The organism is Pseudomonas sp. SG20052, assembly GCF_031766055.1.
Taxonomy (GTDB): Bacteria; Pseudomonadota; Gammaproteobacteria; order Pseudomonadales; family Pseudomonadaceae; genus Aquipseudomonas; species Aquipseudomonas mandelii.
This window is the reverse complement of sequence record NZ_CP134498.1, coordinates 5,240,380-5,260,624: the sequence shown is the minus strand read 5'-3', so window position 1 is coordinate 5,260,624 and position 20,245 is coordinate 5,240,380. Positions and strand designations below refer to the sequence as shown.

General features: G+C 58.2%; 19 protein-coding genes. 14 read left to right on the top strand and 5 right to left on the bottom strand.

The window, feature by feature from the left end; translation table 11 throughout:
• Positions 1 to 300 precede the first annotated feature (300 nt).
• The 4 genes from secA (at position 301) to RHP74_RS24190 (ending at position 6,052) form a co-directional block, all read left to right on the top strand.
• Positions 301 to 3,036, top strand: a complete 2,736-nt coding sequence (secA, locus tag RHP74_RS24205; protein ID WP_010457520.1) for a preprotein translocase subunit SecA — start codon at positions 301 to 303, stop codon at positions 3,034 to 3,036.
• 121 nt (positions 3,037 to 3,157) lie between these two features.
• Positions 3,158 to 4,375, top strand: coding sequence for a bifunctional glutamate N-acetyltransferase/amino-acid acetyltransferase ArgJ (argJ, locus tag RHP74_RS24200; RefSeq protein WP_311096465.1), 1,218 nt, complete (start codon positions 3,158 to 3,160; stop codon positions 4,373 to 4,375).
• Positions 4,376 to 4,472: 97 nt separating this feature from the next.
• Positions 4,473 to 5,105 (top strand): glutathione S-transferase family protein, encoded by a 633-nt coding sequence (locus tag RHP74_RS24195; RefSeq protein WP_010457515.1) that lies wholly within the window; start codon positions 4,473 to 4,475, stop codon positions 5,103 to 5,105.
• On the top strand, positions 5,102 to 6,052 hold the full coding sequence (locus RHP74_RS24190) for a Nudix family hydrolase (protein ID WP_010457514.1): 951 nt from the start codon (positions 5,102 to 5,104) through the stop codon (positions 6,050 to 6,052). The genes RHP74_RS24195 and RHP74_RS24190 overlap by 4 nt, the downstream gene beginning before the upstream one ends.
• A 114-nt stretch (positions 6,053 to 6,166) precedes the next feature.
• Here the strand turns inward: RHP74_RS24190 and RHP74_RS24185 are convergent, their stop codons facing one another.
• From RHP74_RS24185 to RHP74_RS24175, 3 genes are read right to left on the bottom strand one after another with little or no spacing between them, the layout of a single operon-like run.
• Complete coding sequence (locus tag RHP74_RS24185) at positions 6,167 to 6,748, bottom strand: cob(I)yrinic acid a,c-diamide adenosyltransferase (protein ID WP_010457512.1); 582 nt, start codon at positions 6,746 to 6,748, stop codon at positions 6,167 to 6,169.
• Positions 6,749 to 6,751: 3 nt separating this feature from the next.
• Positions 6,752 to 8,788, bottom strand: a complete 2,037-nt coding sequence (locus RHP74_RS24180) for a HAMP domain-containing sensor histidine kinase (RefSeq protein WP_042933026.1) — start codon at positions 8,786 to 8,788, stop codon at positions 6,752 to 6,754.
• A gap of 45 nt (positions 8,789 to 8,833) precedes the next feature.
• On the bottom strand, positions 8,834 to 9,751 hold the full coding sequence (locus RHP74_RS24175) for a putative 2-dehydropantoate 2-reductase (protein WP_010457507.1): 918 nt from the start codon (positions 9,749 to 9,751) through the stop codon (positions 8,834 to 8,836).
• A gap of 139 nt (positions 9,752 to 9,890) precedes the next feature.
• Between RHP74_RS24175 and RHP74_RS24170 the strand changes: the two genes are divergently transcribed.
• Complete coding sequence (locus RHP74_RS24170; RefSeq protein ID WP_007906601.1) at positions 9,891 to 10,376, top strand: YajQ family cyclic di-GMP-binding protein; 486 nt, start codon at positions 9,891 to 9,893, stop codon at positions 10,374 to 10,376.
• Between the two features lie 154 nt (positions 10,377 to 10,530).
• Positions 10,531 to 11,370: a mechanosensitive ion channel domain-containing protein gene (locus RHP74_RS24165; protein ID WP_311096464.1), complete on the top strand. Its 840-nt coding sequence runs from the start codon at positions 10,531 to 10,533 to the stop codon at positions 11,368 to 11,370.
• 240 nt (positions 11,371 to 11,610) lie between these two features.
• Here the strand turns inward: RHP74_RS24165 and RHP74_RS24160 are convergent, their stop codons facing one another.
• On the bottom strand, positions 11,611 to 12,882 hold the full coding sequence (locus tag RHP74_RS24160) for an OprD family porin (RefSeq protein ID WP_145309225.1): 1,272 nt from the start codon (positions 12,880 to 12,882) through the stop codon (positions 11,611 to 11,613).
• A gap of 874 nt (positions 12,883 to 13,756) precedes the next feature.
• On the opposite strand from RHP74_RS24160, the gene RHP74_RS24155 reads away from it, so the two are divergent.
• Positions 13,757 to 14,182 carry an HIT domain-containing protein gene (locus RHP74_RS24155; RefSeq protein WP_042933027.1) on the top strand — a complete coding sequence of 142 codons (426 nt, stop codon included), beginning with the start codon at positions 13,757 to 13,759 and terminating at the stop codon, positions 14,180 to 14,182.
• A gap of 3 nt (positions 14,183 to 14,185) precedes the next feature.
• Positions 14,186 to 14,392 carry a SlyX family protein gene (locus tag RHP74_RS24150; protein ID WP_010457497.1) on the top strand — a complete coding sequence of 69 codons (207 nt, stop codon included), beginning with the start codon at positions 14,186 to 14,188 and terminating at the stop codon, positions 14,390 to 14,392.
• A gap of 61 nt (positions 14,393 to 14,453) precedes the next feature.
• Here the strand turns inward: RHP74_RS24150 and RHP74_RS24145 are convergent, their stop codons facing one another.
• Positions 14,454 to 15,056, bottom strand: coding sequence for a cold-shock protein (locus RHP74_RS24145; RefSeq protein ID WP_010457494.1), 603 nt, complete (start codon positions 15,054 to 15,056; stop codon positions 14,454 to 14,456).
• A gap of 307 nt (positions 15,057 to 15,363) precedes the next feature.
• Here RHP74_RS24145 and RHP74_RS24140 point away from each other — a divergent pair, with 307 nt between their 5' ends.
• From RHP74_RS24140 to ruvC, 6 genes are all read left to right on the top strand, one after another.
• Positions 15,364 to 15,834 carry a Dps family protein gene (locus tag RHP74_RS24140; RefSeq protein WP_010457493.1) on the top strand — a complete coding sequence of 157 codons (471 nt, stop codon included), beginning with the start codon at positions 15,364 to 15,366 and terminating at the stop codon, positions 15,832 to 15,834.
• Between the two features lie 264 nt (positions 15,835 to 16,098).
• Positions 16,099 to 16,437, top strand: a complete 339-nt coding sequence (locus RHP74_RS24135) for a ribbon-helix-helix domain-containing protein (protein ID WP_010457491.1) — start codon at positions 16,099 to 16,101, stop codon at positions 16,435 to 16,437.
• Between the two features lie 135 nt (positions 16,438 to 16,572).
• Positions 16,573 to 16,794 carry an FmdB family zinc ribbon protein gene (locus RHP74_RS24130; RefSeq protein ID WP_010457489.1) on the top strand — a complete coding sequence of 74 codons (222 nt, stop codon included), beginning with the start codon at positions 16,573 to 16,575 and terminating at the stop codon, positions 16,792 to 16,794.
• A gap of 94 nt (positions 16,795 to 16,888) precedes the next feature.
• A complete protein-coding gene (aspS, locus tag RHP74_RS24125; protein ID WP_042932630.1) occupies positions 16,889 to 18,664 on the top strand; it encodes an aspartate--tRNA ligase in 1,776 nt (591 codons plus the stop codon).
• A 120-nt stretch (positions 18,665 to 18,784) separates the two neighbouring features.
• Entirely contained in the window at positions 18,785 to 19,531 is a 747-nt protein-coding gene (locus RHP74_RS24120; RefSeq protein ID WP_282411145.1) for a YebC/PmpR family DNA-binding transcriptional regulator, read from the top strand.
• A gap of 126 nt (positions 19,532 to 19,657) precedes the next feature.
• Positions 19,658 to 20,182 carry a crossover junction endodeoxyribonuclease RuvC gene (gene ruvC, locus RHP74_RS24115; RefSeq protein ID WP_008147379.1) on the top strand — a complete coding sequence of 175 codons (525 nt, stop codon included), beginning with the start codon at positions 19,658 to 19,660 and terminating at the stop codon, positions 20,180 to 20,182.
• Positions 20,183 to 20,245: the final 63 nt, after the last annotated feature.

The window sequence follows — 20,245 nt, the reverse complement described above, 5'->3', positions numbered from 1 at the left end:
CACCTGAAGTAACAGAGCCGCCATGGTAGCAGAAAGCATCACATGCGCCCGACCCATTGCTTTGCGAGCGCTTTACCCATTAAATCAACAAGTAACTTCTGCCGCGAATGGCTTGAAGTTGCGCAAAAAGCCCTTATTTTAAGTGAGCCCCGTCACAGCGCAGTGCATGCATCGTGGAACAACGCCACTTTCCTCACCATCGTTTCCGGGTAGAATGCTCGTTCGCATGCGGCCATGAGGGCTGCACGGGCGACTCACGGGGCCGCCCTCCATCCCTTTAGTGTGGAAGATCCTGCCGATATGTTTGCGCCTTTGTTAAAGAAACTTTTTGGAAGCAAGAACGAGCGTGAAGTCAAACGCATGCTCAAGACGGTGCAACTCGTCAATGCCTTCGAAGAGCAAATGGTGGCCCTTTCGGACGATCAATTGCGTGCCAAGACAGACGAGTTCAAGGCCCGCATCGCCAAAGGGGAAACCCTCGACAAGCTGCTGCCAGAAGCCTTTGCGGTCGCCCGCGAAGCCGGTAAGCGTGTCATGGGTATGCGCCACTTCGATGTCCAGCTGATTGGCGGCATGACCTTGCATGAAGGCCAGATCGCGGAAATGCGTACCGGTGAAGGCAAGACCCTGGTGGCAACACTGGGCGTTTACCTCAACGCGCTGTCCGGCAAGGGCGTGCACGTTGTGACGGTGAACGACTACCTGGCCCGTCGTGACGCCAACTGGATGCGTCCGCTCTACGAATTCCTCGGTATGACGGTCGGTGTGGTCACCCCATTCCAGCCGCCGGAAGAGAAGCGCGCTGCTTACGCCGCCGACATCACCTACGGCACCAACAACGAATTCGGTTTCGACTACCTGCGCGACAACATGGCGTTCAGCATGGAAGAAAAATTCCAGCGCGAACTCAATTTTGCCGTGATCGACGAAGTCGACTCCATCCTCATCGACGAAGCCCGTACCCCGCTGATCATTTCCGGTCAGGCCGAGGACAGCTCCAAGCTGTACATCGAGATCAACAAACTGATCCCGCAGCTGGAGTTGCACGTCGAAGAAGTGGAAGGCGAAGTCACCAAGGCTGGCCACTACACCGTTGACGAGAAGACCCGTCAGGTCGAGCTCAACGAAGCCGGTCACCAGTTCATCGAAGACATGCTGACCCGCGTCGGCCTGCTGGCTGAAGGCGAGAGCCTGTATTCGGCGCACAACCTGGGCCTGCTGACCCACGTTTATGCCGGTCTGCGCGCTCATAAGCTGTTCAATCGCAACATCGAATACATCGTGCAGGATGGCCAGGTCGTCCTGGTCGACGAACACACCGGCCGCACCATGCCGGGTCGCCGTTTGTCCGAAGGCCTGCACCAGGCCATCGAAGCCAAGGAAAACCTGAACATCCAGGCCGAAAGCCAGACCCTGGCCTCGACCACGTTCCAGAACTACTTCCGTCTGTACAACAAGCTGTCCGGCATGACCGGTACTGCGGACACCGAAGCGTTCGAATTCCACCAGATCTACGGTCTGTCGGTGATGGTCATTCCACCGAACAAACCGCTGGCGCGCAAAGATTACAACGACCTGGTGTTCCTGACCGCCGAAGAGAAATACGCGGCGATCATCAACGACATCAAGGAATGCATGACCCTGGGCCGTCCGGTGCTGGTGGGGACTGCAACCATCGAAACGTCCGAGCACATGTCTGCGTTGCTGCAGAAGGAAGGCATCGAACACAAGGTCCTGAACGCCAAGTTCCACGAAAAAGAAGCCGAGATCATTGCCCAGGCCGGTCGCCCGGGTGCGCTGACCATCGCCACCAACATGGCCGGTCGCGGTACCGACATTCTGTTGGGCGGCAACTGGGAAGTGGAAGTTGCGACCCTGGAAAATCCGACCCCTGAGCAGATTGCCCAGATCAAGGCCGACTGGCAGAAACGTCACCAGCAAGTGCTGGAGTCGGGCGGCTTGCAGGTGATCGCTTCCGAGCGTCACGAATCGCGCCGTATCGACAACCAGCTGCGTGGTCGTGCCGGTCGTCAGGGTGACGCCGGTTCCAGCCGTTTCTACCTGTCGCTGGAAGACAGCCTGATGCGCATCTTCGCCTCTGACCGGGTGAAGAACTTCATGAAAGCCTTGGGCATGCAGTCCGGTGAAGCGATCGAGCACCGTATGGTGACCAACGCCATCGAGAAGGCTCAGCGCAAGGTTGAAGGTCGTAACTTCGACATTCGCAAGCAACTGCTCGAGTTCGACGACGTCAACAACGAACAGCGTAAAGTGATCTATCACATGCGTAACACGTTGCTGGCCGCCGACAACATCGGTGAAACCATCGCCGACTTCCGTCAGGACGTGCTCAACGCGACCATCAGTGCGCACATTCCACCGCAATCGCTGCCAGAGCAGTGGGACGTGGCCGGTCTGGAAGCTGCGTTGCAGAGCGACTTCGGTGTGGCGCTGCCGATCCAGAAATGGCTCGACGAAGACGATCACCTGTACGAAGAAACCCTGCGCGAGAAGCTGATGCAGGAGCTCATCGCTGCCTACAACGAGAAAGAAGATCAGGCCGGTGCCGACGCACTGCGCACCTTCGAGAAGCAAATCGTTCTGCGTGTGCTCGACGACCTGTGGAAAGACCACCTGTCGACCATGGATCACCTGCGTCACGGCATCCACTTGCGTGGTTATGCACAGAAGAACCCGAAGCAAGAGTACAAGCGCGAGTCGTACACGCTGTTCTCCGAGCTGCTGGATTCGATCAAGCGCGACTCGATCCGTGTGCTGTCGCACGTTCAGGTTCGCCGCGAAGATCCGGAAGCAGAAGAGCAACGCCTGCGTCAGGAAGCCGAGGCATTGGCGGCGCGCATGCAGTTCCTGCACGACGAAGCGCCTGGTCTTGAGCAACCGGAACTGCTCGGTGAAGAGGTCGATGTCGCCCTCGCCACTGCACCGGTTCGCAACGAACAGAAGCTGGGCCGTAACGAACTGTGCTACTGCGGTTCGGGCAAGAAATTCAAGCATTGCCACGGGCAGATCCAGTAAACCCGTTTCATACGCTGAAATACCCGCGCCGCGACCGGCATCAGCCGTCGCGGCGTTTTGCCATTTACACCACCGTTCTTCCTGAGAGCGGTGCTGACATCATTTATTAAGGAGCGCATTCATGGCTGTTGGTCTTGGTCCTTTGCCAACGTTGCACCCGGTTGCCGGTTTTGAACTCGGTATCGCCTCGGCCGGCATCAAGCGCCCGGAGCGCAAGGATGTTGTGGTCATGCGCTGCGCCGAAGGCTCCACGGTCGCGGGCGTGTTCACCCTGAACGCCTTTTGCGCCGCTCCGGTGATTCTGGCCAAGCAACGAGTGCAAGGCCCGGTACGTTATCTGCTGACCAACACCGGCAATGCCAACGCCGGCACGGGCGAACCTGGCCTGGCCGCCGCCGAGCGCACCTGCGCGAAACTGGCTGAATTGACCGGCGTTGACGCCAGCTTGGTGCTGCCGTATTCCACCGGTGTGATCGGTGAGCCGCTGCCGGTCGAGAAAATCGAAGGTGCGCTGCAAGCCGCCCTTGACGACCTGTCAGTGAATAACTGGGAAGCCGCCGCCACCGGCATCATGACCACCGACACCTTGCCCAAAGGTGCCAGCCGCCAGTTCCAGCATGACGGCGTGACTATTACCGTTACCGGCATCAGCAAAGGCGCGGGCATGATCCGTCCGAACATGGCGACCATGCTCGGCTACATCGCCACCGACGCCAAAGTTTCCCGCGACGTGTTGCAGAATCTGCTGCTGGACGGTGCCAACAAGTCGTTCAACCGCATCACCATCGACGGCGACACCTCGACCAACGACTGCTGCATGCTGATCGCCACCGGTCAGGCCGCGCTGCCGGAAATCACCCGCGCCGAAGGCGAGTTGTTTGCCAAGCTGAAACAAGCCGTGTTCGAAGTGTGCATGGACGTGGCCCAGGCCATCGTGCGTGACGGCGAAGGCGCGACCAAATTTGTGACCGTTGAAGTCAACGGCGGCGGCAATCATCAGGAATGCCTGGACGTCGGTTACACCGTGGCGCACTCGCCGCTGATCAAGACCGCGCTGTTCGCGTCCGACCCGAACTGGGGCCGCATCCTTGCTGCCGTTGGCCGTGCCGGCGTGCCGAACCTGGACGTCAGCAAGATCGACGTGTTCCTCGGCGAAGTCTGCATCGCCAGCCGTGGCGCCCGCGCCGCGACCTACACCGAAGCCCAGGGCGCGGCGGTGATGCAGCAGGAAGAAATCACCATCCGTATCGAACTGGGTCGCGGCGATTGCAGCGAAACCATCTGGACCACCGACCTGTCCCACGAATACGTGAAGATCAACGCCGAATACCGCACATAAGATAGATCGCTTTCGCGGGCACGTCGGATCGCCCGCGAAGACGGCCGACCAGACACTGCAAATGCTGGCCCGCTTCCCTTCTCAAAAGGTCCCGAACATGAGCCTCCACCTGATCATCGGCGACAAACTGCTTTCCTCCTGGTCCCTGCGCGGCGCACTGGCCCTTGACCTCACTGGCGCCCCGTACACCGAAGAACTGATCAAGCTGGGCCAGCCGGACACCCGCGAACGCCTGCTCAAGCATTCGCCGACCGGCAAAGTCCCGCTGCTGAAATCCGTGCACGGCACCATCGCCGATTCTCTGGCGATTGCCGAATACCTGGCCGAGCAATTCCCCGACGCTGGCCTCTGGCCCAAAGACACCGCCGCCCGTGCCCAGGCCCGTTCGGCCTGTGCGCAGATGCACGCCGGGTTCTTTGCCATGCGCGGCAACATGCCGTTCGACCTGAGCCGCGACGCACCGCTATCGCCGACGCCTCCTGAGGTTCAGGCAGACATCGAGCGCATGCTGGCGTTGTGGGCTGAATGCCGTGCGGTCGCCACTGAAACCGGTCCGTTCCTGTTCGGCGGCGCGACCCTCGCCGATGCCTTCTTCGCCCCGATTGCCGTGCGCCTGCGCACCTATCAGGTGAAATTGCCGGCGGTGGACGAAGCCTACGTTGAAACCGTCTATCAATGGCCGTCGTTCAAGGCCTGGCAGAAGGCTGGCCTGGAGGAGATTGGGCAGTGAAACGAGTACACGTAGCCGCCGCCGTTATCCGCGACAGCAGCGGCAAGATCCTTATCGCACGCCGTGCCGACACCCAGCACCAGGGCGGCTTGTGGGAATTCCCCGGGGGCAAGGTCGAGGACGACGAATCCGTCGAAAGCGCATTGGCTCGCGAACTCCAGGAAGAGTTGGGCATTGTGGTCAGCGCCGCGCGTCCGTTGATCAAAGTCCGCCACGATTACCCGGACAAGCAAGTGTTGCTGGACGTTTGGGAAGTTTCGTCCTTTACCGGCGAGCCCCATGGCGCCGAAGGCCAGCCTTTGGAATGGGTGGGCCAGCGTGATCTGCTGAGCTATGAGTTCCCCGCGGCCAACCAGCCGATCGTGGCGGCTGCACGTTTGCCTGCGCAGTATTTGATTACGCCTGAAGACCTGGAAACCCCGGCCTTGCTGCGTGGAATCCAGAAAGCCATCGCTGGCGGCATCAAGCTGATCCAGCTGCGGGCACCCAACGGCTACGATCCGAAATACCGCGATCTGGCGGTGGATGCGGCGGGGCTGTGTGCTGGCAAGGCGCAGTTGATGATCAAGGGCCCGTTCGAGTGGCTGGGCGACTTCCCGTCCGCCGGCTGGCACATCACGTCAGCGCAGTTGCGCAAATATGCAGCGGCGGGTCGACCGTTACCGGCGTCGCGCTGGTTGGCGGCGTCTTGCCACAACGCTGAAGAGCTGGCGCTGGCCGAGCAGATGGGCGTGGATTTTGTGACCTTGTCACCGGTGCAGCCGACCCAGACTCATCCGGATGCGCTGCCGTTGGGCTGGGAGCAGGTGGCGGCGTTGATCGACGGTTTCAGCAAACCGGTGTTCTTGCTCGGTGGTGTTGGCCCGGCGGAACAGCAAAAGGCTTGGGAGGCGGGGGCGCAGGGAGTGGCGGGGATTCGGGCGTTTTGGCCTGATTCTGTGATGTAGCCACCGGCCTCATCGCGAGCAGGCTCGCTCCCACCTTTGATCGCATTCCTTCTGGAGGAACTCGGTCAGCTGTGGGAGCGAGCCTGCTCGCGATAGCGTCCTCGAATACGCCAATTATTCCTGAGGTTTAGCAGCCGCCTGCCAAAGAATCTCGGCAACCCCCTGCCGCTTGGCAATCACCCTGGCCACCACAAACAACACATCCGACAGCCGATTGATGTACGCCAAGCCAACCCCGGCCAACGGTTCAATCGCATTCAACTGCTGACACCGCCGCTCCGCGCTGCGCGCCAGGCTTCTGCACACATGGGCCTGGGCAATCAGCGCTGAACCTCCCGGTAGAATGAAATTCTCCAGCGGCCCCAACTCCTCATTCCACAGATCGATCGCCGTTTCCAGCCGTTCGATTTCCGCTGCATTCAACGCCTGATACTCCGGCATCGCCAACTCGCCGCCGAGGTCGAACAACCGATGCTGGCAAGGCGCCAAAACCTCAATCACCTCGTTCAAACCCGGATTCGCAGCACTTTCTGCGGCCAATCCGGCCAGCAGCACGCCCACTTGGCTGTTCAGCGTGTCGACTTCGCCAATGGCCTCGATCCGCGGGTGGTCCTTGGGCACGCGGCGACCATCGCCGAGCCCGGTTTCGCCTTTGTCGCCGGTGCGGGTGTAAATCTTCGACAAGCGAAAGCCCATGGGTTACCTCGATAGCTGATTGAGTTCTTGAGAGATGACGGGGGAGCCGGCCAGCGGCAGGCGCAAAGTGAAACAGGTGCCTTGGCCCGGCGTCGATTGCACCTCCATCTGCCCCTTGTGGTTATTGGTGATGATGAAATACGAGACCGACAAGCCAAGGCCTGTGCCCTGACCGATTTCCTTGGTGGTGAAGAACGGCTCGAAGGTGCGTTTGCGCACGTTCTCGCTCATGCCGATGCCGTTGTCCTCGACCTGGATTTCGGCCCACGGCGGATTCAGCCGGGTGCGCAGAATGATTCGCCCGGGTTCACTGTCGTCTTCACGTTGGTGAATGGCCTGGGCGGCGTTTTTCAACAAATTGAGCAGCACTTGTTCCAGTTCGTTGGCCGTGCCGGGCACCGGGCCCAGCGCAGGGTCGAACTGACGGATGATCGCCTGGCCCTTGAAGTCGAAACCGATGGCCAGGTCGAAGTCGTTACCGGCGATTTCCACCGCCTGATCGATCAGCGCCGGCAGGTCGCACGGGGCCATTTGCCGGGTGCTGCGGCGGCTGAAGCTGAGCATGTGCGTGACAATCTTCGCGGCCCGGGCGCCAGCCTGTTGAATGCCATCAAGCAACTGCGGTACTTCGCGCAATTGCAGGTATTTGTTGACCGTGTCCAGGGAAATGCCGGCTAGCTCAGCCTGTTCGAGGTTCTTCGGCAAGTCAGGTGACAGGCGCCGCCGAATGTTCTGTACGTTGTGCAGGATCGCGCCCAACGGATTGTTGATCTCGTGGGCCATGCCCGCGGCGAGGCCACCGACCGAGAGCATTTTTTCTGACTGCACCATCATCTCTTCCAGCGACAGACGCTGGGTGATGTCATCGATCCGGATCACCACGCCGCGCCCGGCGCCGCCCATCAGCGGGTAGAAGGTCAGGGCGTAATGCTTGGGTTCATCGTCCTTGAACCAGGTCACGCGCTCGATCTTCGCCACGGTGTGCTGCTCGACGGTTTGCTTGAGCTGCGGCAGAAATGGCTTCAAGGGTTCGAAGGCGAGGAAGATCGGCTGGTTCAAGGCTTCGTCCAGACGCGTGCCGGACAGCGCACTGGCTTCCTGATTCCACTGGGTCACGTAGAGCTGCTCATCAAGGGCGATCAGGGCCGACGGCATGGAGTCGATGATGCTGTTGAGGTAGTTCTGGAAACCGGTAAGTTTTTTCTCGATCTTGCTGCGCACCTGGACTTCGAGTTCCAGCTTGCGATTGGTGTGGCGGGTCTCTTCGGCCAGGCCTTGCGCCTGATCGTAAGCCGCCTGGGAATCGTCCCGGGCCCGTTTGAGCTGCTGCTCCCGGGCTTCGATCCGCGAGAGCATGGTGTTGAAGGCCTCGGCGAGGCTGCCGATTTCGTCGTGGTTGCCACGGGAGGCGCGCAGGGCGTAGTTTTCTTCGCGGGTCACTTGCCGGGACAGCTCTTCGAGCTGATGGATCGGCCGGGTAATCAGGCGCTTGATTTGCCGGGCGATCACCAGCCATAACAGCACACTGAAGATCAGAATGCCGAGACTGGCAGTCAGGGTCCCGGTGTAGAACGCCATTGGCAGTTCACTGCTGGCCACCAACAACAGGTGGCCCGGCGCGGTGCCGGGGCGGGGCAGGGTGATGATCTGATTGCTGCGAAACTCGGTGGCCTGCCAGGCTTCGATATGCCGATAGCGTTCTGGCAGTTGCAGCTTCTCGCCATGTTGCAATTGCGCCAATCGCTCACCCTTGCCGTCATACAAGGCCGCCGCCCGCAGCGGTGAATAGCTATTGAGTTCGTTGAGCAGGCGTTCCGCGCTTTGCGGCGACTTCAAGGCGTCGGCCACTAGGCTCGGGTTGGACACCAGTCGGCCGATGGTCTGCAAGGCCTGTGGCGCCATGCTTTCCTGAGAGATGTAATACGCGGCGCTGATAAAGGTCAGGTTGGCGACCAGCAGGATGGTGATCAACAGCACGAGCAGGGCGGCCAGCAGTTTCTGGCCGACGGGAAGGTTTTCGAGACGCTGGCGCAATGGCATCAGGTTCATCGCTGAAAAGGAACAAGTGGCCAGCGTAGCCGCTGCTCAGTCGCTGGGCAATCCAAGGCTTTGAAGATGGGCAATCAGCCGCTGCTGTAATTGATTGAGGTGGGGCAGGTTCAACTGGTGCCGCGAGGCCACTTTGCAGACATAGCCCAGCAGATAGCTGATTTCGGTTCGGCGCTGGCTTGCGACGTCCTGGTGCATCGAGGAGTAATTGGCCGCGGTGGCATGGATCACCCGTTCGACTTCCTGTTGCAGGTCCTCGGCGGCTGCCGGCTGACCGCAGCGTTCCAGCAAGTCGGTCAGTTCGACGCAAAGGGTGGCGACTTCGCAATGGTGTTCCTGCAAGCCGCCGTTGCGGCAATCGTGCAGCACGGTCAGCGGATTGATCGCACAGTTGAGCGCCAGTTTGCGCCACAGCCTCGTGAGAATGTCGGTGCTCCATTCGTGAGGAATACCGGCGGCAGTCAAGTCGTCCAGCCAGATCGGCGCGACCGGATGACCGGCATCCCCCAGCCAGGTGTAGCCGTGACCGGCGAACACCACACGCCAGTCGCCATCGCGAAACGCGCCTTCGGTGCTTGAGGCGCATACACAACGCGCTTGGGGAGCCTGCGCGGCGACGGCGTCCTGGCTACCGAGGCCGTTCTGCAACAGGATCAGTTCGGCATCAGGCGCCAGGCGCGGCGCCAGTTGCGCCACGGCCTTTTCGGCATCGTAGGCTTTGCACGCCACCAGCAGACGGTGGATCGGCTCGTTGCCGTGGGGTGTTTCACCGGGGATGTCATAGGTGCTGGCTTCGCCGTGTTCCACCAGCGTCAACCCTCCGGCCGCCTGATATGCCTGCAAGCGTTGCTCATCGCGCAGGATCAACCGGACCGGCACCCCGGCCCGCGCCAGGCGGGTGGCCCACAAGGTGCCGAGGCTGCCGGCGCCCAATACATGCCAGGTGGTGGACATCAGCTTTTTGCTCGGTTTGGCACAGGCATGTGAGGCTCGCAGTATCGGTTGGAAAAGACCCGTTATAATGAGCCCGATTTTAACCGCAAGCCAAGCGCGCGCCATCGCTATCGAGCGCGCCTTTTATTGGAGAGATTACATGCCGTCGTTCGACGTGGTATCCGAACTGGACAAACACGAAGTCACCAACGCGGTCGAGAACGCCGTCAAGGAACTCGATCGCCGTTATGACCTGAAAGGCAAGGGCACCTTTGAATTCAAGGAAAAGGACCTGACCGTCAACCTGACCGCCGAGGCTGACTTCCAGCTCGAGGCGATGATCGAGATCCTCAAGCTGGCCCTGGTCAAGCGCAAGATCGACGTGCAGTGCCTTGAAGTCAAGGATGCCTACGCGTCGGGCAAGCTGATGAAACAGGAAGCCGTCCTCAAGGAGGGCATCGACAAAGAGCTGGCGAAGAAAATCGTCGCTCACGTCAAGGACGCCAAGCTCAAGGTTCAGGCCGCCATTCAGGGCGAGCAAGTGCGCATCACCGGTAAGAAACGTGATGATTTGCAGGAGGCGATTGCAGCTCTGCGCGCCAAGACTTTCGATATGCCGCTGCAGTTCAACAACTTCCGCGACTGACCTAGCAATGCGGGAACCCTGTGGGAGCGAGCCTGCTCGCGAAAGCGGTGGGTCATTTCATTAGTGATGTCGACTGATCTGCCCTCTTCGCGAGCAGGTCGGATCGCCGCACCGTCGCTCCCACCCGGATTGTGCTTAACCCAGGAGAAAATAGATGGATTTGAATACCGAAGTGGACAACCTGGTCAGGGCATCCCAAGCCTGGATCCCGATGATCATGGAGTACGGCAGCCGCGTGCTGCTGGCAGTCATCACGCTGGCAGTCGGATGGTGGTTGATCAGCAAGGTGGCGCAAAAGCTTGGCGGCCTGCTGGCGTTGCGTAATGCCGACCTCGCGCTGCAAGGTTTCATCAGCAGTCTGGCGAACATTATTCTCAAGGTTTTGCTGGTAGTCAGCGTGGCATCAATGATCGGCGTGGAAACCACTTCGTTCGTGGCGGCCATTGGTGCGGCGGGTCTGGCCATCGGTCTGGCCTTGCAGGGCAGCCTGGCAAACTTTGCCGGCGGCGTGCTAATTCTGTTGTTCCGTCCGTTCCGCATTGGTGACTGGATCGAAGCCCAAGGCGTTGCCGGTACGGTCGACAGTATCCAGATTTTCCACACCGTACTGCGCACTGGCGATAACAAGACCATCATTGTGCCTAACGGCAACTTGTCGAACGGTATCATTACCAATACAAATCGTCAGCCAACCCGCAAAGTTGTATTTGATGTGGGCGTGGACTACGAAGCGGACTTGCAGAAGGCCCGTGAAGTGTTGCTGGATTTGGCCAAAGATGAACGCATCCTGACAGAACCTGCACCACAAGCCGTTATTTCGACCCTGGGTGACAGTTCGATTACTGTTTCGCTGCGTGTTTGGGTGAAGACTGCGGATTACTGGGATGTGATGTTCATGTTCAATGAACAGTCCCGTGATCGTTTGAAAGCGGCGGGTATCGATATTCCGTTTCCACAGCGGGTTATTCGTGTGGTTCAGGAAGCAGCAGTGTAGTAACAACGTTTTTTACTTGGCTGTTCGGTCAAGTTAAACGCACAAGCCCGGGCATCGATAGGTGCCTGGGTTTTTTTCGGCTGCCACTTGAGGAATGTTAGCTGCCTACTGTTATTCATGTGAACGTTATTAGCCTGCTTACGAATTGAAAACCGAGCAGGCATAAAAAAACCGCCCACCTGACCAGGTGAGCGGTTTTTTTTATTGCAGATTTGAGGCTATCGAACTACCGCTGAGAAATTACAAGATGCTCAGTGGGTATTCGACGATTAAGCGGGTGTCGTTGTTGTCGTTGCCGTTGATGGCGTTGTAAGCGGAGTTTGTACGGTAGATCGCGCTACGTAAGCGGAAAGACAGGTCTTTGGCTGGGCCGCTTTGCATAACGTACTTGGTTTCGAAGTCGAACTCGTGCTCTTTACCTTCTTCGGCGCCAGTGGTGATGTTGTCACCCCGGACGTAACGAGTCATGAAGCTCAGGCCAGGAACGCCATAGGTTTTCATGTTCAGGTCGTAGCGAGCCTGCCACGAACGCTCGTCTTGACCGTTAAAGTCAGAGTACTGAATGGAGTTGGCGAGGAAGATGGTACCGCCGCCGTCAACGCCATAAACGTAGCCGGTATCACCAGTAGAGCGTTGGTGTGCCACGGTGAACTTGTGGGCGCCGATGCTATAGGCAGCAGAGAGGGACCAGATGCGGTTGTCAACATCACCGCTCAGCTCTTGACCCTGGCTCTTGGAACGATAGCCGTTGAAGTCAAAGTTCAGGGACTGATCTTCGTTGATCGGCAGGGTGTAGTTGGCGTTGATGTATTGCTTCTTGAAGTAGTCATCTACATCGGAAGCTGCCACGCCAGCTACAAAGTTTTCGGTGAACTGGTAGGTCGCGCCGGCAATGTTGGCACTGGTCAGGCCTGGGTTGTGAGGTCCGTTGATGCTGTCACGGCCCATGCCAGTCTGCGAACTCAGGGCGCTGAAACGACCTGCGGTCAGCTCCAGCCCTTTGATTTCTTTACTGGTGATGATGGTGCCGGTAGCAACTTCTGGCAGCAGACGGCTGTCGTCTGTGGAGAAGACAGGGCTGGCAACGTATTGGTTACCATATTTCAGGACAGTGTCGGACAGACGGAACTTAACTGCACCGCCAGCCTTGGATTGGGTGTCTTCTGGGCGGCCTTCGCTGTCGCGACCAAACATGCCATTACCGGTGCGGCCACGGCCACTGTCCAGTTTGACCATGGCATTGACCAAGGCATCCACACCGAAGCCTACGGTGCCCTGAGTGAAGCCCGACTCATAAGTGGTACGTACGCCGAGGCCAGTCTCTTCGCGATAACTTTGCGAAGTGCTAGGGTTGTTTTTGAAATCACGGTTCATGTACAGCATACGGCTATGAACATTCAGACTCTGATCTTCAAAAAAGCCCTTGGATTCCTCTTGAGAAGACGCCATTGCGAACTGCGAGGTACTAGCCGAAACAGCCAGTGCGATCATGCTCCACTTCATCACGCGCATCGTGATTTGCTCCTTTGGTTTTTAGAAGAGTACTGCCGTCCCACCTGTTTTTTTATCTGGGCGGCTCTTTCTTTTTGTGTCGGCGCAAACTTATATCACGCCGACCATGTTGGCGATACTTGCGTATCTAACCTTTCAGCTTCTTTACGACCCTGTCGCAAACAGCTTGGTAGATGTCGCAAATTTACTGCCTAGACGCAAGCGGATTGGCAACTTTAACGTTGTTTTCCAAGGCTTGTGCATCGCTAAAAAGAGTCCCTGGTGAAACGTTTGAATCTCCATTGGGCAACCCTGCCGCTGTTTTTATTGGCCTTGAGGCTTCCACTTCCAGCGGAGGCTTCCAAAGCTATGTGGGTGTGAATGCAACAAGCGTGCACAAACCAGAATTCTGTAGCTGTTTTTTTCTGGAAACCTGCCTGTCGCTATAAAAACCTCATGAAACCGGGGGCTTCAAGCGTGTTTTTTGTACGCTTGACGCCGTGCATTGCATGGTGTTGCACCACTGAAACGGAAAGCGTGACAACGAAAAATGTTACCGGTTCACCCCTCGTTGAGTAATTCTCGGATGCTGACGCACTCAGCGTAGACGCACTGTGCGGTTTTGGTGCAAAAAATCTTAATCACTGTGCTGATATCAAACAGTGCGGTAACGGACTCATCTGGAACTTTTCATTGGTTATCAGTCATTTCAGCATTTTTGGCGTGGTCTGCGGTTCTGTAATGGTGCGCCGTGAGCAAAAAAGGCCCATTTAGGGGCGCTCGTGCGGTGTGAAGGCAGTGGCGTTCACGGGTATGCTGGCGTCCTGTCGCTTGGTGCGCAGCCTGTCAGGATGGGCGCTAAGCTGAAAATGATGACCTGGCGGGAGTGCGCGCGGTGTTCGCTTTAGATCCACGACTTCAACAAGACACGCTACCGATTGGCGATTTCCCGCTTTGCCGGTTGCTGTTATCCAATGATTCGAACTACCCCTGGTTCATCCTGGTGCCACGCCGTGAAGATATCAGTGAGATATTTCAGTTAGGTGTCGCAGATCAACAGCAGCTGTGGCAGGAAACGACCGCGCTGGCGGAACTGCTCAAGGATTCGTTCGACGCCGACAAGCTGAATGTCGCGGCGCTGGGTAATGTCGTCAGTCAGTTGCACATGCATGTCATTGTGCGCAAGCGTGAGGACGCCGCCTGGCCAGCCCCGGTCTGGGGCAAACACCCGGCCGTGCCTTACAGCGCAGCGCAAATTGCGGCCATTCGCGAGCGCCTGCGTCTGCTGTTAACCGAACATTTCACGTTTCTGGAGGGTTGAATCATGAGCCTGGAAGATCGCGTTACCGATCTGGAGAGCCAACTGGCGTTTCAGGATGACACCATCCAGTCATTGAGTGATGTGCTGGCAACGCAGCAGCGCGCCGTTGAACGCCTGCAATTGCAGATGGCTGCATTGCTCAAGCGCCAGGAAGAAATGGCCGGGCAGTTCGAAACCTTCGAAGAAGAAGCACCTCCGCCTCATTATTAAAACCGCAGGCAATAAAAAACCGCGAACAGCTCAGCTGCTCGCGGTTTTTTTTAGCCTTGAATCAGCGACGCGGCAATGCAGCGATCACATCTTCGGCTTGCAGCCCTTTGTCACGATTCATGACAGAGAACTCCACGCGCTGGCCTTCAACCAGAACACGGTGACCTTCGCCACGAATGGCCCGGAAATGCACGAAAATATCATCGCCGGAATCACGGGAAATAAAGCCGAAGCCTTTGGAGGTGTTGAACCACTTGACGGTGCCGGTATCGCGGTTGCTCATGTCGTAGCTTGGCGAGGCGGCGGCCGGCGAGGATTTGTAGAAGCTGATAGCCAGGTGCAGGAGAACGGCGATCAGTGCAGCCACCAGGCTGAACAGGACGGCAGGTTGACCGGCGATGACAGGCATCGGCGCGAGCAACGTCAGGGTTTGCAGGACGACGGCCAGGACCAGCAGGGCGCTGACCAGGTTTTGCAGTTGGTGACGAGGACCTTTGTTCCAGTAAGGGATAACCGGAGCGAGGGTCAGGTTAAGCAGGCCGAAAAAGGCCAGGTACAGCGCAGCGGGTTGTTGCAGGTAAGGAGCAGCTTCGGGTTGCAGGCTAGGGATGAAGGACAGCAGCAAAGCTGCTGCGCCCATTAGCAGGTGGACGATTTTCAACATTTTGATTAACTCACGTTAAGACGGATCACAAGGAAGAGCTGATGGAGCACGGTTCGCTTCAGAACAATAAGAGGCGTTGGACACGTACCCGGTACCAGCCTATGCGCAGCCCCCGAAAAATAGGCGGTCGCGACACACGGTCTATTTAACAGCAAAGCCTGCAGCTACTCAAATCAGGCAGTCCAGCGGTGCTTCGCGGGGCGATTTGTCGCAGGTTATTGTGCAATCCCGGGCGGCGAGGGGGTGGCAGGCTTGCTAGAGTGGTCCTGCACCTGTTGGATGAACTCATCACCTTTAGGGGAAAAACATGGCAATCGATATCGGTATCAGTGAAGAGGACCGCAAGTCCATCGTTGACGGGCTTTCGCGTCTGCTGTCGGACACTTATGTGCTGTATTTGAAAACCCATAACTTCCATTGGAACGTCACAGGTCCCATGTTTCGGACCCTGCACCTGATGTTCGAGGAGCAATACAACGAGTTGGCCCTGGCCGTCGATTCGATTGCCGAGCGCATTCGCGCCCTCGGGTTTCCTGCCCCCGGCGCCTATTCGATTTATGAGCGGCTGTCTTCTATTAAAGAAGAAGCTGGTGTGCCGAGCGCTGAAGACATGATCAAGCAGCTTGTCGATGGGCAAGAGGCGGTCACCCGTACCGCCCGCGGAATCTTTCCGCTGCTGGAAAAAGTCAGCGACGAGCCGACGGCTGATCTGCTGACCCAGCGCATGCAAGTCCACGAAAAAACCGCATGGATGCTGCGGTCTCTGCTGGATCAGTAATATCGTCACTACGCGAATGACGCCCGTCGGGTGTTATTCGCGGTCTTTTGCCTTCTTCAAATCGCTTTTAAGCTCGTTAAAAATCGTCTGGCGGCGTAGGAAAATAGCCGGCCTAGGACGCTCTCCATGATCGCCCTTCAGTTGTTGGCTTATCCTACGTCGATGGTCATAAAGTCATCTGGATATACCTTTGCGCCTGCGCTTTTATAGGGCCACGGAGAGTGCTCTTACAGAAGGCAAGGATGACAAAGGAGTGTCAACGATATGGATTACGAAGACAGGCGAAGCGAGGGGAGGGTCAGTCCGGTCAAGGAGATAAGGATTGATCCATTTGTCAGCGAATTTGATATGGGGCTGGCCCGGCCTTTATCCCGGTCGGTGCGGTTGAACGGCTTTGCCACCTGCTTGCGGCTTGAGCAGGTGTACTGGGATATTCTGGGCGATATGGCCAAGGTCAATTGTTGTACGGTCAGTGCGCTGCTGTCCCATGTGGATCGCGAAGTGCACTTGCGTCATGGCGGGGTCAAGAACTTTACCGGGCTGGTGCGGGTTGTCTGCGTCGTGCACAGCCTGAAAGAAGGGGGCAGCGTCGCAATGCCCTAGCCACGCAGGTGATCGGACAGAGTGTCAGTCTGTGCAGTCTTACGGCTGCACAGGCTGCATTTAATGGATATAATCCCGCTCTTTGCCGCAAAACCCAGCGTGCGCGGTAGCAATCTGATCGCCGAGACAACCCCCATGCCGATGTACGACTATCAATGTGCTTCCTGTGGTCATCAGTTGGAAGCCATTCAAAAGATCAGCGCAGCACCGCTGGTCGACTGCCCTGCCTGCCAGGCGCCAGAGCTTAAAAAGATGCTGTCCATGCCGGGCTTCCGCCTGAGCGGCACCGGCTGGTACGAAACCGATTTCAAGACCGGTTCCAAGAAGAATCTGGCCGGCGGCGACAAAGCTGACTAAGGTCTGGAACCTGAGTTGAACGACACGCGCGAGCTCTTGCAACACCTGCAAGGCCTCCAACCGAATTTCGATTACGAGAAGTGAAACCACTACCATGATGCGCAGCCATTATTGCGGCCAACTGAACGAAGCCCTGGAAGGCCAGGAAATTACCCTTTGCGGATGGGTGCACCGTCGCCGTGACCACGGTGGGGTGATTTTCCTCGATATTCGTGATCGTGATGGTCTGGCCCAGGTGGTTTTCGACCCGGACCGCGCCGAGAGCTTCGCCGCCGCCGATCGCGTGCGCAGCGAATACGTCGTGAAGATCACTGGCAAGGTTCGCCTGCGTCCGGCAGGTGCCACCAACGCCAACATGGCGTCGGGCATGATCGAAGTGCTGGGCTATGAACTGGAAGTGCTGAACGAGTCGGAAACCCCGCCGTTCCCGCTGAACGAGTTCTCCGATGTCGGTGAAGAAACCCGCCTGCGCTATCGCTTCCTCGACCTGCGCCGCCCGGAAATGCTCGAGAAGCTGCGTCTGCGTTCGCGCATGACCACCAGCATCCGTCGCTTCCTCGACGAAAACGGCTTCCTCGACGTCGAGACGCCGATCCTGACCCGTGCCACGCCAGAAGGCGCTCGCGACTACCTGGTGCCGAGCCGTACCCACGCCGGTAGCTTTTTCGCCTTGCCGCAATCGCCGCAGCTGTTTAAACAACTGTTGATGGTCGCCGGCTTCGACCGTTACTACCAGATTGCCAAGTGCTTCCGCGACGAAGACCTGCGCGCCGACCGTCAGCCGGAATTCACCCAGATCGACATCGAGACCAGCTTCCTCGATGAAAAAGAGATCATGGCCATCACCGAACAAATGATCCGCAACCTGTTCAAGGAAGTGCTGGACCTGGAGTTCGGCGACTTCCCGCACATGACCTTCGAAGAAGCCATGCGTCGTTACGGTTCCGACAAGCCTGACCTGCGCAACCCGCTGGAACTGGTTGACGTTGAAGACCAGCTGAAAGACGTCGACTTCAAGGTGTTCAGCGGCCCGGCCAACGACCCGAAATGCCGTATTGCCGCCCTGCGCGTTCCAGGCGCTGCGAGCATGCCGCGCAAGCAGATCGACGACTACACCAAGTTCGTCGGCATCTACGGTGCCAAGGGCCTGGCGTACATCAAGGTCAACGAGCGCGCCAAAGGTGTTGAAGGCCTGCAGTCGCCAATCGTCAAGAACATCCCTGAAGCCAACCTCAACGTGATCCTCGATCGTGTTGGCGCGGTCGATGGCGACATCGTGTTCTTCGGCGCCGACAAAGCCAAGATCGTCAGCGAAGCCCTGGGCGCGCTGCGGATCAAGGTCGGCAACGACCTGGACCTGCTGACCTGCAAGTGGGCGCCGATGTGGGTTGTCGACTTCCCGATGTTCGAAGAGAACGACGACGGCAGCTTCACCGCCTTGCACCACCCGTTCACCGCGCCGAAGTGCACCCCGGAAGAACTGGAAGCCAACCCGGCGATCGCTCTGTCCCGTGCCTACGACATGGTTCTGAACGGCACCGAGCTGGGTGGCGGTTCGATCCGTATCCACCGCAAGGAAATGCAGCAGACCGTGTTCCGCCTGTTGGGTATCAATGAAGCGGAACAGGAAGAGAAGTTCGGCTTCCTGCTCGACGCTCTGAAATACGGCGCGCCGCCGCACGGTGGCCTGGCTTTCGGCCTGGACCGTCTGGTCATGCTGATGACCGGTGCCCAGTCGATTCGTGAAGTGATCGCTTTCCCGAAAACCCAGAGCGCGGCTGACGTCATGACTCAGGCACCGGGTGCTGTAGATGCCAAGGCATTGCGCGAACTGCACATTCGTCTGCGCGAAACACCAAAGGCTGAGTAAAGCTGACCGCAAAGGCGCATCCTTCCGGGATGCGCCTTTTCTTTAGGTCGAGATTTTTTGTTGCTGGCCGACACAACGTGCGCGGCGGGCGATGTTTCAAAGAGAAATTCGGAGCGAGATATGGCGGGTCATTCCAAGTGGGCGAACATCAAGCACCGCAAAGAACGTCAGGATGCCAAGAAGGGCAAAATTTTCACCAAGTGGATTCGTGAGCTGACCGTTGCGGCCCGTCAGGGCGGCGGTGATCCGGGTTCCAACCCGCGCCTGCGCCTGGCGCTGGACAAGGCGCTTGGTGCGAACATGAGTCGCGACATCATTGATCGCGCAGTCGCCCGCGGTGCCGGTGCAGCCGATACCGACGACATGGTCGAACTGACCTACGAAGGCTACGGCCCGGGTGGCGTGGCGGTGATGGTCGAGTGCATGACCGATAACCGTAACCGCACCGCAGCTGCTGTTCGCCATGCGTTCAGCAAGTGCGGTGGCAACCTGGGGACCGACGGTTCGGTGGCTTATCTGTTTGAGCGCAAGGGGCAGATTTCCTACGCGCCAGGTGTCGATGAAGACGCGCTGATGGAAGCGGCCATGGAAGCTGACGCCGATGACGTGGTCACCCATGAAGACGGTTCGATTGACGTGTTCACCTCGTTCGCCGGCTTCTACTCCGTGCGTAACGCGCTGGAAGCGGCAGGTTTCAAAGGTGATGATGCGGAAATCGTGATGCTGCCGACCACCAGCGCTGAGCTGGACCTGGAAGGCGCCGAGAAGGTGCTCAAGCTGATCGACATGCTTGAAGACCTGGATGACGTGCAGAACGTCTACTCCAACGCGGATATTCCAGAGTCTGTGGCCGCACAGCTGGGTTGATTGATCTGCAATACTCTTGAAGCCGGAAGTGCAGGCGGTGATGTTTCACCGCCAGGCATGTCCGGCTTCTGCCTTTACGCCGAGCAAGCAATTGCCGGCAGGCATCATTTTTAAGCTGCAGGCGTTATGACTTTAATTCTTGGTATCGACCCCGGTTCGCGCATCACCGGTTATGGCGTGGTACGCGATACCGGGCGTGGTTGCGTGTATGTGGCGTCGGGCTGCATTCGCACCGGGTCCGGCGAACTGCATGAGCGTCTGCAAATCGTCTATCGCGGTGTGCGTGAAGTCATCCAGACCTACGGCCCGGTGACCATGGGCATCGAAAAAGTCTTTATGGCGCGCAATGCCGACTCTGCCCTCAAGCTTGGTCAGGCCCGGGGCGCCGCGATCGTGGCGGGTGCCGAAGAAAGCCTGGAAATCGCTGAGTACACCGCAACCCAGGTCAAACAAGCAGTGACCGGCACCGGTGCCGCCAATAAAGAGCAGGTGCAGATGATGGTCATGCACATGCTGAAATTGACCAGCAAGCCGCAAATCGATGCTTCGGATGCCCTGGCCATTGCCATTTGCCACGCGCATACCCGTTCCAGCCTGTTGCCCCATGGCCTGGGAACGGCACGCAGTCGTGGCGGGCGCCTGCGTCTCTGATAGCATCAGCAATCATTTTTAGCGAATGAGGGTTTTGCGCCTGTGTTGTCGGCGCAAACCCCT

Coding starts and splice junctions, on each gene's coding strand:
- secA (WP_010457520.1), top strand. CDS start 301: ATGTTTGCGCCTTTGTTAAAGAAACTTTTTGGAAGCAAGAACGAGCGT.
- argJ (WP_311096465.1), top strand. CDS start 3,158: ATGGCTGTTGGTCTTGGTCCTTTGCCAACGTTGCACCCGGTTGCCGGT.
- RHP74_RS24195 (WP_010457515.1), top strand. CDS start 4,473: ATGAGCCTCCACCTGATCATCGGCGACAAACTGCTTTCCTCCTGGTCC.
- RHP74_RS24185 (WP_010457512.1), bottom strand. CDS start 6,748: ATGGGCTTTCGCTTGTCGAAGATTTACACCCGCACCGGCGACAAAGGC.
- RHP74_RS24180 (WP_042933026.1), bottom strand. CDS start 8,788: ATGCCATTGCGCCAGCGTCTCGAAAACCTTCCCGTCGGCCAGAAACTG.
- RHP74_RS24175 (WP_010457507.1), bottom strand. CDS start 9,751: ATGTCCACCACCTGGCATGTATTGGGCGCCGGCAGCCTCGGCACCTTG.
- RHP74_RS24170 (WP_007906601.1), top strand. CDS start 9,891: ATGCCGTCGTTCGACGTGGTATCCGAACTGGACAAACACGAAGTCACC.
- RHP74_RS24165 (WP_311096464.1), top strand. CDS start 10,531: ATGGATTTGAATACCGAAGTGGACAACCTGGTCAGGGCATCCCAAGCC.
- RHP74_RS24160 (WP_145309225.1), bottom strand. CDS start 12,882: ATGCGCGTGATGAAGTGGAGCATGATCGCACTGGCTGTTTCGGCTAGT.
- RHP74_RS24150 (WP_010457497.1), top strand. CDS start 14,186: ATGAGCCTGGAAGATCGCGTTACCGATCTGGAGAGCCAACTGGCGTTT.
- RHP74_RS24145 (WP_010457494.1), bottom strand. CDS start 15,056: ATGTTGAAAATCGTCCACCTGCTAATGGGCGCAGCAGCTTTGCTGCTG.
- RHP74_RS24140 (WP_010457493.1), top strand. CDS start 15,364: ATGGCAATCGATATCGGTATCAGTGAAGAGGACCGCAAGTCCATCGTT.
- RHP74_RS24135 (WP_010457491.1), top strand. CDS start 16,099: ATGGATTACGAAGACAGGCGAAGCGAGGGGAGGGTCAGTCCGGTCAAG.
- RHP74_RS24130 (WP_010457489.1), top strand. CDS start 16,573: ATGCCGATGTACGACTATCAATGTGCTTCCTGTGGTCATCAGTTGGAA.
- aspS (WP_042932630.1), top strand. CDS start 16,889: ATGATGCGCAGCCATTATTGCGGCCAACTGAACGAAGCCCTGGAAGGC.
- RHP74_RS24120 (WP_282411145.1), top strand. CDS start 18,785: ATGGCGGGTCATTCCAAGTGGGCGAACATCAAGCACCGCAAAGAACGT.
- ruvC (WP_008147379.1), top strand. CDS start 19,658: ATGACTTTAATTCTTGGTATCGACCCCGGTTCGCGCATCACCGGTTAT.